This window comes from Agromyces mediolanus, from assembly GCF_014648575.1.
Lineage (GTDB): Bacteria > Actinomycetota > Actinomycetes > Actinomycetales > Microbacteriaceae > Agromyces > Agromyces mediolanus.
The window spans coordinates 1553618-1567563 of the sequence record NZ_BMRJ01000001.1; the positions used below are offsets into that span (position 1 = coordinate 1553618).

General features: G+C 74.3%; 9 protein-coding genes. 5 read left to right on the plus strand and 4 right to left on the minus strand.

Features of this window, described 5'->3' with window-relative positions:
- Positions 1-1459 (minus strand): DEAD/DEAH box helicase (locus IEY71_RS07355; RefSeq protein ID WP_189084586.1); only part of this gene is annotated, 1459 nt, incomplete at its 3' end.
- Between the two features lie 130 nt (positions 1460-1589).
- Here IEY71_RS07355 and IEY71_RS07360 point away from each other — a divergent pair.
- A complete protein-coding gene (locus IEY71_RS07360) occupies positions 1590-2333 on the plus strand; it encodes a ferritin-like fold-containing protein (RefSeq protein WP_229781568.1) in 744 nt (247 codons plus the stop codon).
- 58 nt (positions 2334-2391) lie between these two features.
- On the opposite strand, the gene IEY71_RS07365 is transcribed toward IEY71_RS07360, so the two are convergent.
- The gene (locus IEY71_RS07365; protein WP_189084588.1) at positions 2392-2700 is read right to left on the minus strand and encodes a hypothetical protein; all 309 of its coding nucleotides are present in this window, start codon (positions 2698-2700) and stop codon (positions 2392-2394) included.
- 1 nt (position 2701) lies between these two features.
- The gene (locus IEY71_RS07370; protein WP_189084589.1) at positions 2702-2926 is read right to left on the minus strand and encodes a DUF3107 domain-containing protein; all 225 of its coding nucleotides are present in this window, start codon (positions 2924-2926) and stop codon (positions 2702-2704) included.
- A 92-nt stretch (positions 2927-3018) separates the two neighbouring features.
- Between IEY71_RS07370 and IEY71_RS07375 the strand changes: the two genes are divergently transcribed.
- Together IEY71_RS07375 and IEY71_RS07380 are read left to right on the plus strand one after the other, a co-directional pair.
- On the plus strand, positions 3019-6144 hold the full coding sequence (locus tag IEY71_RS07375; protein ID WP_189084590.1) for a UrvD/REP family ATP-dependent DNA helicase: 3126 nt from the start codon (positions 3019-3021) through the stop codon (positions 6142-6144).
- The gene (locus tag IEY71_RS07380) at positions 6141-9587 is read left to right on the plus strand and encodes an ATP-dependent DNA helicase (protein ID WP_189084591.1); all 3447 of its coding nucleotides are present in this window, start codon (positions 6141-6143) and stop codon (positions 9585-9587) included. The genes IEY71_RS07375 and IEY71_RS07380 overlap by 4 nt, the downstream gene beginning before the upstream one ends.
- On the opposite strand, the gene IEY71_RS07385 is transcribed toward IEY71_RS07380, so the two are convergent.
- Positions 9476-10810: a phosphotransferase gene (locus tag IEY71_RS07385; RefSeq protein ID WP_189084592.1), complete on the minus strand. Its 1335-nt coding sequence runs from the start codon at positions 10808-10810 to the stop codon at positions 9476-9478. The two genes, IEY71_RS07380 and IEY71_RS07385, sit on opposite strands and share 112 nt — an antisense overlap.
- An 87-nt stretch (positions 10811-10897) precedes the next feature.
- Between IEY71_RS07385 and nudC the strand changes: the two genes are divergently transcribed.
- Entirely contained in the window at positions 10898-11854 is a 957-nt protein-coding gene (gene nudC / locus IEY71_RS07390) for an NAD(+) diphosphatase (RefSeq protein ID WP_189084593.1), read from the plus strand.
- Positions 11839-13608: an ATP-dependent helicase gene (locus IEY71_RS07395; protein WP_189084594.1), complete on the plus strand. Its 1770-nt coding sequence runs from the start codon at positions 11839-11841 to the stop codon at positions 13606-13608. The genes nudC and IEY71_RS07395 overlap by 16 nt, the downstream gene beginning before the upstream one ends.
- The last annotated feature ends 338 nt before the right edge of the window (positions 13609-13946 follow it).

Genomic DNA, 13946 nt, shown 5'->3' on the forward strand with positions numbered 1-13946 from the left:
CGCTGCTCGAGCTGCCGCCGCGACGACGACGGCGTCGGCGCGGGGCCGCGTTGCCGTCGTGGTGCTCCTTGCCCTTGCCGTCGTGCGTGCCGGCGCCGACCTCGCGCTCGGCCCCGTCGCCGGCGGGCGTCTCGGCCGAGCCGGAGTTCGCGCCATCGGCGACCGGTGCGCCGCCGCGGGTGCGACGGCGGTTGCGGCTGCGGGGCGCGCGCTCGGCGTCGCCCTCGGAGCGGCCGGCGGTCGCCGAGCGGGTCGCCTGCGCCGCGGGGGCGGCCGGCTTCAGACGGCCCTTCGTGCCGGCGGGGATGTCGAGGTCCGTGTAGAGGTGCGGGCTGGACGAGTAGGTCTCGGTCGGCTCCGGCTGCCCGAACTCGAGCGCCCGGTTGATGAGCGCCCACTTGTGCAGGTCGTCCCAGTCGACGAAGGTGACCGCGATGCCGGTCTTGCCCGCACGGCCCGTGCGGCCCGCCCGGTGCAGGTACGTCTTGTCGTCGTCGGGGATGGTGTGGTTGATCACGTGGGTCACGTCGTCGACGTCGATGCCGCGGGCGGCGACGTCGGTCGCGATCAGCACGTCCTTCTTGCCGGCCTTGAACGCGGCCATCGCGCGCTCGCGCTGGTCCTGGTTCAGGTCGCCGTGCACGGCCGCCGCGTTGAAGCCGCGGTCGTTCAGCTCCTCGACGAGCTTGGCCGCCGCGCGCTTGGTGCGCGTGAAGATCACGGTCTTGCCGCGGCCCTCGGCCTGCAGGATGCGCGAGATCACCTCGTCCTTGTCGAGCGAGTGCGCCCGGTAGACGAGGTGCTTGATGTTCGCCTGCGTCAGGCCCTCGTCGGGGTCGTTCGCGCGGATGTGGATCGGCTTCGACATGAACCGGCGCGCGAGGGCGACGATCGGGCCGGGCATGGTCGCGGAGAACAGCATGGTGTGCCGCACGGCCGGAACCTTCGAGAAGATCTTCTCGATGTCGGCGAGGAAGCCGAGGTCGAGCATCTTGTCGGCCTCGTCGAGCACGATCTCCTGCACCTCGCCGAGGTTCAGGAGGCGCTGGCTGGCCAGGTCGAGGAGACGGCCGGGGGTGCCGACGACGATCTGCGCGCCGGCCTTGATCTGCTCGATCTGCCCCTCGTACGCCTTGCCGCCGTAGATCGAGACGATCTTCGTCGGGCGCTTGGAGGTGGCGAGCTCGAGGTCCTCGGTCACCTGCACCGCGAGCTCGCGGGTCGGCACGACGACGAGCGCCTTGACGCCGGGCTCGGGGTCGTCGCCGAGGCGCTGGATGAGCGGGAGGCCGAAGCCGAAGGTCTTGCCCGTGCCGGTCTTCGCCTGGCCGATGATGTCCTGGCCGGAGAGGGCGAGGGGGATGGTCTGCTCCTGGATGGGGAAGGCATCGACGATGCCCTTCCCGGCGAGGGCATCGACGATGTCCGACGCGATGCCGAGCTCGGTGAAAGTAGTCAAGAGGTTCTGCCTTGTCGTGTGCGTTCGCGGTGCGAATGATGGGGTGCGCCCTGCATTCGTCCACAGGCGCACGGCCGCGGGTCCGATGCCCGCGAGCCCGTTAAGACTAACGGAGGCTCGCCGTGAGGCCGTGCAGGCTGCCGATAAGCTGTCGCACGTGGTCTTCTGGTTGAAGCGGCGCAGGCCGCGCGCTGAGGCGCCCCGGCTGCGTCCGAGGGTCGCCGCGACCGAGCTCGCCCGGGTCGACTTCACGGAGCTGGTGCCCGACCCGCTGCCGTTCCTCGGGCAGGCGGCGTCGCTGCAGCTCGCGTTCTTCGAGTCCCTGGCGAAGGCCGTGGCCACCTCGCCCGACCTCGTGTCGAAGGAGGGGCTGTCGGTCGCGTCCGGTGAGGCCCTCGCGAAGCACCACGCGCTCATCGAGGAGCTGCGCCGCGCCGACGCCGAACCCGCCGAGTACCTGGCGATGTTCCAGGCGGCGACCGATCACTTCCGGCAGCTCACGAGCAGCGCCGACTGGCACGAGCTGCTGCTCGGCATCCACCTCACCTCGGGCATGCTCGACGACTTCTTCCTGCGCCTGTCCGACGGGCTCCCGGTGGAGCTCGGGCGCCGCGTGCGCGGCATCCTCGGCGATCGTCAGGGCGCCCCCGTGCTCGAGCAGCTGTTGACCCAGGCGATCGCGAACGAGCCGGGGCTCGCCGACCGCCTCGCGCTCTGGGGGCGCAGCCTCGTCGGCGACACGCTGCTCGTCGCCAGGAAGGCGCTCGAGGCCGCGGAGCCGGAGGCGCGCCACGGCGAGGACGTCGAGCCGGTCTTCACCGAGCTCATCGCCGAGCACACCCGACGCATGGATGCGCTCGGCCTGACGGCCTGACGGCCTGACCGCTGGGCGGTCCGGGCGCGCGCGACGCGCAGCGAGCGGATGCCTCGGCTCAGGCCTTGGCGCCGGCGCCCGGCCGGGCGAGCCGCTCGAACAGCTCGACGTCGTGGCGCTCGCGGCTCGGCCCGATCAGGAGGGCGGCGAGCGCCGAGACCACGCCGGACGCGGCGAGCGAGACCACCCAGATCCATCCGCCGTCCCACGGCCAGCCGAGCCAGGTGAGGCCGACCCACACGACCGCCGCGACGGCGGTGCCGATCGCGGGGATCAGCGCGACGCCGTGCGTCGCCCGCCCGGGCAGCGAATACCGGGCCGCGAGGCCGAGGATCGCGCCGCCCAGGGCGACGAACAGGAGTTCCATGTCAGGCGACGAAGCCGACGCGACGCGACTCCTCGGAGCCGATCTCGACGTAGGCGAGCGCCGCGCCGGGGATCACGTAGACCGTGCCCTTCTCGTCGCTCAGGCGCAGCGAAGGCGACTGCCCGGAGAGGGCCGCGGTGACGGCCTGCTCGACCTCTGCCGCGGTCTGCGCGGCCTCGAAACCGAGTTCACGGGGGGAGTTCTGGATGCCGATGCGAACGTCCACTGTGCGCCTTTCTCGTCGTGCTCTCACCCTATGTCACCCGGCCTCGGCGGTGCTTCGCGTTCACTGTCGGCGGAACGGGTTAGCGTGGCCGCATGCCCCGCCCCGAAGCCCTCGTCGAGCAGCCCGCGCTCTTCACCGACGACACCTTCGCGGGGCTCGAGCTCGAGCACCTCGGCACCGAGCGGTCGGCCGCGGTGTTCGGCGCCCCCGGCTCGGGAAAGACGAGCCTCGCGATCGAGCTCGTGGCCCGCCGCATCGAGCGCGGCTACGGCGCCGACGAGGTGCTCGCGCTCGCCGCGACGCGCACCACGGCGAGCCGCATGCGCGACCGCATCGCGGTCCGCCTCGGCGCGACCACGCGCGGCCCGCTCGCCCGCACCGCGAACTCCCTCGCCTTCCAGCTCGTGCGCGCCTACACCGGCGAGCCGGTGACACTGCTCACCGGGGCCGAGCAGGACCAGATCATCGCCGAGCTGCTCGAGGCCGCCGAGGCCGACGGCGGCGGCCCGGAGTGGCCGTTCGAAACGCGGGTGCGCGCGCTCCGCGGCTTCCGCACCGAGCTCCGCGACCTCCTGATGCGTGCGGTCGAGGAGCACGTCGACGGGGCGGCGCTGTCCAAGCTCGGGCGTGCCAGCGGCCGCCCCGAGTGGGTCGCGGCCGGCCAGTTCCTCGAGGAGTACACCGAGGTCAAGGAGCAGCTGCGCGGCGGCCAGTTCGACTCGGCGGAGCTCGCGGCCTTCGCCGCCGCGATCGTGCAGCGCAGCGTGCACGACGAGCGGGCGGCCGCGGCGCTCGGCACGCTGTCGCGACTGCGGCTCATCGTGGTCGACGACGCGCAGGAGGCGACGGCGGCGACCGCGGCGCTCCTCGCCGCCTTCGCCGCGCGCGGTGTGCACGTCGTCGCGCTCGGCGACCCCGACGTCGCCAGCAACGGCTTCCGCGGCGGCCGTCCCGAGCTGCTCGGCACGCTGTCCACGCTGCTCGGCACCCCCACCGATCGACTCGAGCTGCCGATGGTGCACCGCGGCCGGCCGGAGCTGCGCCGACTCGTCGCCTCGGTCACCGGGCACATCGGCGCGGCGCTCGGCGGCGGGCACCGGGCCGCGAGCCTGCCGGCCGACGCGCCGGCCACCCGCGATCCGCTCTCCCCGGTGGTCGGCATCGAAGCGGCCTCGCACGCCGGGGAGTGCCAGCAGATCGCCGCGCTGTTGCGCGAACGGCACTTGCTCGACGGGGTGCCGTGGTCGCAGATGGCGGTGGTGCTGCGATCCGGTGCCGACGCGCCCTCGTTCGAACGCGGGCTCGCCCTGGCCGATGTGCCGACCGCCGGCGCACTCGTGCGCACCGCCCTGCGCGACGCCCCCGCGGCTGCGGCCCTGCTGCGCGCCGCCTCGCTCGTGCTCGAGCGCGAGCCGTTGACGCCCGAGCTCGCCGTCGAGCTGCTCACGGGCCCGCTCGGCCGGCTCGACCCGGTCGGGCTCCGTCGGCTGCGCCTCGCGCTCCGGCACGAGGAGCTCGCCGCGGGCGGCGACCGCACCGGCGACGAGCTGCTCGTCGACGCGCTCTCCGCCCCGGGCGGGTTCGAGACGGTGGACGCCGCTGCGGGTCGTCGGGCCGCCCGACTGGCGAGGCTGCTCGCCGCGGCGCGCACCCGCGTCGGCACCGGCTCGACGATCGAGGAGATCCTCTGGTCCCTCTGGGACCGCAGCGGCCTGGCCGAGGAGTGGGGCGCGCAGGCCGCCGGCACCGGCGTGCTCGCCGAAGAGGCGAACCGCGCGCTCGACGCCGTCGTCGCGCTGTTCTCCGCCGCGCAGCGCTTCGTCGAACGCACGCCGGGCGCCCCCGCGGTGCGGTTCGTCGAGGAGCAGTTCTCGAGCGAGCTGCCAGAGGACTCCCTCGCGCCCCAGCGCGCCGCCGAGTCGGTGTTCGTCGGCACGGCGCCGGCGCTCATCGGCCGCGACTTCGAGGTCGTCGTGATCGCCGGGCTCCAAGAGGGGGTGTGGCCGAACCTCCGGCCGCGCGGCACTCTGCTGCACGCGGCCCTGCTGCCCGCCGTCGCGGCGGCGTCCCGCGCCGGGGCCCCGCTCCCCGCTCCCGACTCGACCGCCGACGCCCGGGCGGCGGTCCGCAGTGACGAGCTGCGCCTCTTCGCGCTCGCCGCGAGCCGGGCCACCCGGCAGCTCGTGCTCAGCTGCACGGCCAACGACGACGAGCAGCCCTCGATGCTGCTCGGCTACGCGGAGGAGCGGCTGACGCCGCGCCGTCGCCCGCTGCACCTCCGAGGGCTCGTCGGCGCGCTGCGCCGCGAGGCGGTCGCCGATCCGGGCGGTGAGGCCGCACCGGCACTCGCCCTGCTCGCCGAGGCCGGCGTGCCCGGGGCACACCCCGAGGAGTGGTACGGGCTGCGCGCCCCGTCGAGCACGGCGCCGATCGTCGACCTCGAGGCCGACCCCGAGGCCCGGGTGCCGGTGTCGCCGTCGCAGATCGACCGTGCCGAGGAGTCCCCGCTCGGCTGGTTCATCGACCGCGTCGCCTCGCCGCCCTCCGGGCTCGCCGCCTCGATCGGCACGATCGTGCACGCCGTCGTCGAGGAGGCGGGCGCGAGCGGCGAGACCGAACTGGAGGCGCTCTGGGCCGGGGTCGAGGCCAGACTCGAGGCGCTGCGCTTCGAAGCCGGCTGGGTGGCCGAACGCGAACGTCGCGGCGCGAAGCGCATGGTGGAGGGCGCGGCCGACTACCTCGGCCAGTTCGCCGACGACGCGAAGGTGCTGCTCGGCGCCGAGGGCCGCTTCACCCTCGAACTCGGCCGGGTGCGTCTCAGCGGCACCATCGACCGCGTGGAGGCCTCGCCCGACGGCACGACCGTCATCGTCGACCTGAAGACCGGGCGCACCACGCCGACCGCCGCCGAGACCGCGGCGCACCCGCAGCTGGCCGCCTACCAGCTCGCGGCCCGGCACGAGCAGGTGCCGAACCTCGGCAGGCTGGGCGGGGCGAAGCTCGTCTACCTCGCCCGGCCGCTCCGCGGCGCCGCCTACACCGAGCGCGCGCAGCAGCCCTTCGACGACGCCGACGAGCAGGCGTTCCGCGAGCGCCTCGACGCGGTCGCTGCGATCATGAGCGGCGCGAGCTTCGAGTCGCCGGTCGAGATCGGGCCGCGCTCGCGCTTCGGCGCCTGGCACTACCGGGTGCACCTCGTGCCGGCGGTGTCCGCATGATCGCCGCGGCGGAGATCGCGAGCCGGCTGGGCCTGCACCCGCCGACCGAGGAGCAGCGGGCGGTCATCGAGGCCGACCCTCGGGGCCGCTCGCTCGTCGTCGCCGGCGCCGGCAGCGGCAAGACCGAGACCATGGCGAACCGGGTCGTCTGGCTCCTCGCGAACGGCCACGTGCAGGTGCCAGAAGTTCTCGGGCTCACCTTCACCCGCAAGGCCGCGGGGGAGCTCGCCGAACGCATCCGCGCCCGCATCGGGCAGCTCGTGGCCGAGGGCATCGCCGAGCTCGAGCTCGATCCGCTCGAGGCGGCGACGGTATCGACGTACAACGCCTTCGCGAGCGCCATCTACCGCGAGCACGCCCTGCTCATCGGTCGTGAGCCGGATGCCGCGGTGCTGGGCGAGGCCTCCGCCTGGCAGCTGGCCCGCTCGATCGTCGCGGCGGCGGCCGACCCTCGGCTCGTCGAGCTCGACGCCTCGCTCGACAAGGTGACCGGTGCGGTGCTCGGGCTGAGCCGGGCGCTCGGCGAGAACGTCGCCGACGCCCGCGACGTGCGGGCGATGGCGCGCGAGTTCCTCGGCCTGGCCGATCTGCCGATCGGGGCGCCGCGCAAGCGCACCCCCTACGACTCCTTCGTCTCCGCGCTGGGCGCGGTGGACGCGCTGCCGCCGCTGCTCGAGCTCGCCGAGGCGTACGCGGAGGCGAAGCGCGCCCGCGGCTACGTCGAGTTCTCCGACCAGGTCTCGCTCGCTCTCGAGATCTGCACGGCGCACCCCGAGGTGGCGGTCGCGCACCGTGAGCGGTTCCGCACCGTGCTGCTCGACGAGTACCAGGACACGAGCGTCGTGCAGACCCGGCTGCTCGCCGCGCTGTTCCGCGGGCACTCGGTGATGGCGGTCGGCGACCCCGACCAGTCGATCTACGGCTGGCGCGGCGCGAGCGCCGCCAACCTCGCCCGCTTCGGCGGCGACTTCGCGGCCGAGCGAGCCGAGGCGAGGGCCGGACACCGCGACGATGCGAGCGCGGCGAGCGACGCCGTCGTCTACGACCTCTCGACGAGCTGGCGCAATCCGCGGATCGTGCTCGACGCGGCGAACGCGATCATCGAACCGCTCGACGGCGGCATCGACAAGGCCCCGCTCGCCGCTTCGCCGTTCGCCGGAGACGGCGTGCTCGACTGCGCCTGGGCCGAGACCATCGACGAGGAGGCGGAGCACGTCGCCCGATGGTTCGCCGAGCGCCTCGGGCACGCCGCGCCCGGTGGCCCGTCGAACGGGGACGCCGCCCGCCCGCGCGGCAGCGCATCGGCGGCCGCCGCGCGCACGGGTGCACTGCTCTGCCGCACCTTCGCGAACGTCGACGTCTTCACCGCCGCGCTGCGACGGCACGGGGTCCCCGTGCACGTCCTCGGCGTGGCCGGGCTCCTCGATCAGCCCGTCATCGCCGATCTCGTCAGCACCTTGCGCGTGCTGCACGACCCGACCGCCGGGGCGGAGCTCGTCCGCGTGCTCGGAGGCGCCCGCTGGGCGATCGGCCCCGCCGACCTGTCCGCGCTCGCGGGCCTCGCGCGCTGGCTCGTCGACCGCGACCAGGCGATGCGGCGGCTCGAGGACGGCGTGCGCGCGGGCCTGCGGGCCTCGATCGCGGCCGAGGAGTCCCCGTCGATCGTCGATGCGCTCGACTTCCTGCTCTCCGCACCCGACGACCACCGCGCGCTCGCCGCCTTCACCGCCGAGGGGCTCGCCCGTATGCGTCGGGCCGGCGCGCAGCTCCAGTCCCTGCGCCGGCGCGCGGGGCTCGGCCTCGTCGACTTCGTCAGCCTCGTGCAGCACGAGCTGCTCCTCGACATCGAAGTGGCCGCGAACGCCGAGCAGCCGCTCGGAGCGCCGAGTCTCGAGGCCTTCGACGAGCTGCTCGCCGGCTTCGTCGACGTCGCTGAGCATCCGAACCTCGGGGCGTTCCTCGGCTGGCTCACCGAGGCCGAGCAGCGCGACCGGCTCGCGCCGCGCCAGGACGAGCCCGAGCCGGGTGCCGTGCAGGTGCTCTCCATCCACGGGTCCAAGGGGCTCGAGTGGGACGTCGTCGCGATCCCGCGGCTCGTGACCGACGAACTGCCGGGCAAACCGCGCTCGGCGAAGGGCTGGCTCGCGTTCGGCGAGTTGCCGAACGAGTTCCGCGGCGACCGCGACGAGCTGCCCGAGCTCATGTGGCGCGGCGTGCAGAGCCAGCTCGAGTTCGACGAGGCCGTCGCCGGCTTCGCCGAGGAGAACCGGGAACGCCATGCCGAGGAGGAGCGCCGGCTCGCGTACGTCGGCCTCACCCGCACGCGCGACGAGCTGCTGCTCACCGGCTCCTGGTGGGCCTCGCAGAAGCAGCCGCGGCAGCCGAGCGTGTTCCTGCGCGAGCTCGTCGCGCACGGGCTCGTGCCGGCTTCCGCGCTGCCCGACCGCCCCGATTCCGACGAGAACCCGCGCGCGATCGGCGAGGAGCGGGTGAGCTGGCCGCTCGATCCGCTCGGTCGGCGCCGGCTCGGTGTGGTGCGCGCGGCCGACGCGGTGCGCGCCGCCGCCGAGGGGCCGAGCGGCGTGGGCATCGGTCAGCGTCTCGGCGACCAGCTCCGGCTCCTGCTCGAGGAACGGCGGCGGCGGATGGCCGGTCAGGCGGCCCCCGAGATCCCCGCGCGCGTGCCGGCGTCGCGCTTCAAGGACTACGTCGACGACGCCGCCGCCGTCGCCGAGCAGCTGCGCCGCCCGATGCCGCAGCGACCGTATCGCGCGACCCGTCTCGGCACGCTCTTCCACCGCTGGGTGGAGCATCGCTCGACCGGGGAGCTCGAGGCGAACGCGCTCGACTGGACCGAGGGCGCCGCTGATGACGAGCTCTTCGCGTGGCCGGAGCCCGAGGCCGGGAGCGAGACGGCATCCGCCGCGGGCGCGGCACCCGGCCACGCAGGCTCGGCCCTCGTCGACGGCTCAGCGGCGCGCTTCGCCAAGCTGCAGGCCACGTTCGAGGCATCCGAGTGGGGTCAGCGTCGCCCGAGCGCGGTCGAGCTGGAACTGCACCTGCCGCTCGACGAGCACGTGTTCGTCTGCAAGCTCGACGCGGTCTACGAGCTCGATCCGGCGAGCGAGCTCGGCCGGCAGGGGCTGCGCTACCAGGTCGTCGACTGGAAGACGGGTCGCGCGCCGCAGGGGGAGCGCGAACTCGAACTCCGGCAGACGCAGCTCGCGCTGTACCGGCTCGCCTATGCGAAGTGGGCCGGGGTGCCGCCGGAGCAGATCGACGCCGTCTTCTACTACGTCGAGGACGACCGGCAGATCCGCCCCGAGCGGCTCTACGACGAAGCGGAGTTGCGGCGCGCCTGGTCGTCGGCGCTGCGCTCGGCGGAGTCCGCGAATGACGACTCGTCGCCGTCCGCGGCGTCGGCGGCCGTGCTGCCGCGCTGAGCCGGGTCGGCGTCGCGGCTCGCGCCGTCGTCGGTCGATTCGCTCGCGTGCGCCGGGTCCGCGTCCGGGTCCGCCTTCGATTCGGGCGCGGCGTCCCCCCAGTCGCTGAGGTCGAGCGGGATGGGCGCCGTCATCGAGGCATCCGGCTCCGCGTCCGCCTCGCGACGCCGCAGCGCCGAGAAGTCGTAGCTGTCGGTCAGCATCGCACCCGCGGGCTCGCGCTGCGCGTCGAGCTGCGGCGTGCGGTCGAGCATGCGCTCGACGTCACCGACGGTGAGAATCGGGCCGGTCTCGGGGGAGAGCGGCTCGCTCGAACGGTCGTGCACGCTCTCGACGAGCGCATCGAGCATGCCGACGGCATCCGCGATGGTGGCGTCGTCGCGCTGCTCGACGCCGTGCAGGAGCCAGCGCGCGAGCTCGAGCTCGCCGTACAGCAGCGCGCGCTGCGGGATGTGCGGGTCCGCGCCGCCCTCCCGGGCGAGCAGATAGGTCTCGAGCGCACGCTCGGCCGAACCGCCGCGCGCGGTGAGCAGCCAGTGCAGGTCGACGGCCGGGTCGCCCTGCCCGAGCTCCGACCAGCCGACGATGCCGGTGACGGTGTCCTCGAGCACCAGGAAGGAATCCGCGCTGAGCTGCCCGTTTACCACGGTCGGCTGGAAGCGCCAGAGCGACTCGTCGTCGGTCGCCTCCTCCCAGCGGCGCAGCAGCGCTGCGGGCAGATGCCCGGTGTCAGTCGCGCGACCCACGAGCGCGACGACCTCGTCGCGCACCTCGCCCGGCGTGCGGCGCGGCAGGCCGGCCTCGCCGATGAACCCGGTCGGCAGGTTGTGCACGGCCGCGATGGCGAGCCCCACCGATTCGGCGATCGGGTCGGAGCCGGTGAGCTCATCGGCCGTTCGGCCCAGCCCGGGCACGAACGTGGTCACGACGCCGCGGGTGCCGTCGACTGGCGCCTGACCGACGTACTCCGCGAGCTCGAACGGCAGCATCGCGCGCACCCCGTCGCTGAGCGCGTGCAGGGCGAGCAGATCGGCGGACTGCTCGGTCTCGGCGGTCTGGTCCCGCGGGACGCGGATGAGCAGCTCGCGGTCGTCGCGCGAGCGGAGCCGGACGGCGTCGTACGAGCCGCCGGAGTTCCGGGTGTGCACCCGGACCGCGCGGACCTCGAGGCCGGGGACCGCCGCCGTCGCCAACGCGGCTAGAGTGAGTGGGGGTCTGGCCATGGCACACAGCTTAAGCAGCCGACGCCTGTGACCGGGCGACCGCCACACCTCTCCGACGAGTCCGCGAGCGCCATGTGAAAGGTGGTCATGCCCGAATCGAGCCTTCCGCCCCTGGCCCGCGCGGCGATCGATCGCGATGCCGCGGCGAGGTCCGATCCGGAGCGCGAGGCGCGGTTCGATGCGGATGCCTCGGCGCTGGTGCTCCCCGTCCACGACGGCCGGCTCCTCCTCGCCGAGCGGCACGAGGGCTCGGCTCCCGAGCTCGGGCTCGTCGCGCCGCTCGGGCTGCCGACCGAGGCGCTGCGCTGCTACCTCGGACGCATCGAGCTCGAAGGCGGGCGGACGGCGCCCGTCGAGCTGCGCGTCTACGACGACGCGGCGGCTGGGGCGATCGAGGCCGAGGAAGCCCGCTGGGCGCCGCTGCGACGCGCGGCCGCGCTCCTCGACGATCGCGGCCAGGCGCTCGCAGTCGAGGCGATTGCGCTCGCCTCGTGGCATGACGCCCACCCGTTCTGCCCGCGCTGCGGGAGCCCCACCGAGGTGAGCGACGCCGGCTGGGTGCGGCGCTGCATCGCCGAGGAGCGGCAGCTCTTCCCGCGCACCGACCCCGCGGTGATCGTGCTCGTCACGGACGACGACGAGCGGGTGCTGCTCGGCTCGAACGCCCTGTGGGAGCAGCGGCGCTTCTCGCTGCTCGCCGGCTTCGTCGAGCCCGGGGAGCCGCTCGAGCACGCCGTCGTCCGCGAGATCGCGGAGGAGGCGGGCATCCCCGCCGACCGGGTCGAGTACGCCGGCTCCCAGCCGTGGCCGTTGCCCGCGAGCCTCATGCTCGGCTTCCGCGCCCGGCTCGCCGCCGGAGCCGACCCTGCGATCGCGCGGCCGGACGGCGAGGAGATTCTCGAGCTCCGCTGGTTCTCGCGCGACGACATCGCCGCGGCGGGCGAGGAGCTCTTCCTCCCGACCGGCACCTCCATCGCCGGGTGGCTGCTGGAGCACTGGTACGGCGGCCCCCTCCCCACGGATGTGCCGTGGCCGAGCTCGTGAGCGCAGAGGACGAGCTGCTCGACGCGCTCGACGAGGAGCAGCGGGTCGTCGCTGAGGCGCTGATCGGCCCCGTGTGCGTGCTCGCCGGCGCCGGCACGGGCAAGACCCGGGCGATCACGCACCGCATCGCGTACGGCGTCGCCTCGGGGGCCTACGACCCCGCCCGGGTGATGGCGTTGACGTTCACCTCGCGTGCGGCCGCCGAGATCCGCGGCCGGTTGCACGCACTCGGCGCCGGCCGCGTGCAGGTGCGCACCTTCCACGCTGCTGCGCTCGCGCAGCTGAACCACTTCTGGCCGCTCGTCGCGGGCGGCGGCCCCGCACCGCGGGTGCTCGAGTACAAGGGTCGCCTGCTCGGGCACGCCGCCGAGCGACTAAAGATCCGGGTCGACACGGCGATCCTCCGCGACGTCGCGGCCGAGATCGAGTGGCGCAAGGTCTCCGGCCTCGGGATCGCCGCCTACGAGGCCCGCCTGGCGAGCCGGGGCGCGGTCGGTGCGTTGAGCGCCGAGCAGCAGCTCGCGCTCATGCAGGAGTACGAGCGGGTGAAGGACGAACGGCGCTCGATGGACTTCGAGGACGTGCTGCTCGCCACCGCCGGCATGATCGAGTCGGAGCCCTCCGTCGCGATGCACGTGCGCGAGAGCTACCGGCACTTCGTCGTCGACGAGTACCAGGACGTCTCGCCGGCTCAGCAGCGGCTGCTCGAGCTCTGGCTCGGTGATCGCAAGGAGCTCTGCGTCGTCGGCGACGCGAGCCAGACCATCTACTCCTTCGCCGGGGCGAGCTCGGAGTTCCTGCTGGGCTTCGAGCGGCGCTACGACGACGCCACGGTCGTGCGGCTCGAACGGAACTACCGCTCGACCGAGCCGATCGTGGGGGCCGCGAACCGCCTCATGCGCGGGCGATCCGGTGCGCTCCGACTCGAGGCCGCGACGAACGGCGCGGCGGCGAACGCGCCAGCGGCCGAACCGCAGCTCGCAGAGTTCGCCGACGACCTCGCGGAGGCGCGCGAGGTCGCGAACCGGGTGCGGGCCTCCATCGACGCCGGCGCCCCGCCCGCGGAGATCGCCGTGCTGCTGCGGGTGAACTCCCAGTCCGCGATGTACGAGCACGCGCTCGACGAGGTCGGCGTGCCCTACCGGGTGCGCGGCGCCCAGCGCTTCTTCGATCAGCCCGACGTGCTGAAAGCGGTGCATGCGCTGCGGGCGCAGGCCCTCGTGCCGAGCGACGAGCCGCTGTTCAAGTCGGTGAGCGACGTGCTGCGCTCGCTCGGCTGGTCGGCGCAGGCGCCTGAGGGACCGGGCGCCGTGCGGGCGCGCTGGGAGGCGCTGAACGCCCTCGCCGGCCTCGTCGACGAGCAGCCGCCTGGCACGACGCTGCGCCAGTTCGCCGACGAACTGCGGGCGCGGGCCGAGTCCCACCACGAACCGGCGGTGCAGGCCGTGACGCTCGCGACGCTGCACTCCGCGAAGGGCCTCGAGTGGGACGAGGTGCACCTCGTCGGACTCAGCGAAGGGCTGCTGCCGATCGCGTACGCGAAGGGGCTCGAGGCGATCGACGAGGAGCGCCGCTTGCTGTACGTCGGGCTCACCCGAGCGCGTCGGCGACTCGCGTTGAGCTGGGCGCGACGCGGCCAGGCGGGGCGCGGCGAGCGGGAGCCGTCGCGGTTCCTCCGTGAGCTCGACATCCGCACTCCGGGTGCGGCGGCTGCAGCGAGCTCCGGGGCGCAGCCCCCGAGACGGGGACGCTGAGCCTCCAGCCGGCGACCGCCGCGCGGTCGAGGAGCAGATCGAGCGCGGCCGCGGCGTGCGCGGCGGCGACGCCGAGCACGGCGGCGGGCAGAGGCGGGGCCGGATGCGTCGCGAGCTGCGCCGCGATCGCGGGCCACGCGGGGTCGAGGTCCCGGCGATGCAGCTCCCCGCAGCGCACGCAGGCGCCCGCTCCGGGGAGGACGAGCGGACCGATCGTGATCGCCTCGCCCTCGTGCACGACCGGCAGGTGCGGCACGTCGCGTCGGAGCCAGCGCACGTGCGCGGCCGGCGGGACGACCCACGCGGCGGCGAGCACGACGGCGGCCGGCCGCTCGGGT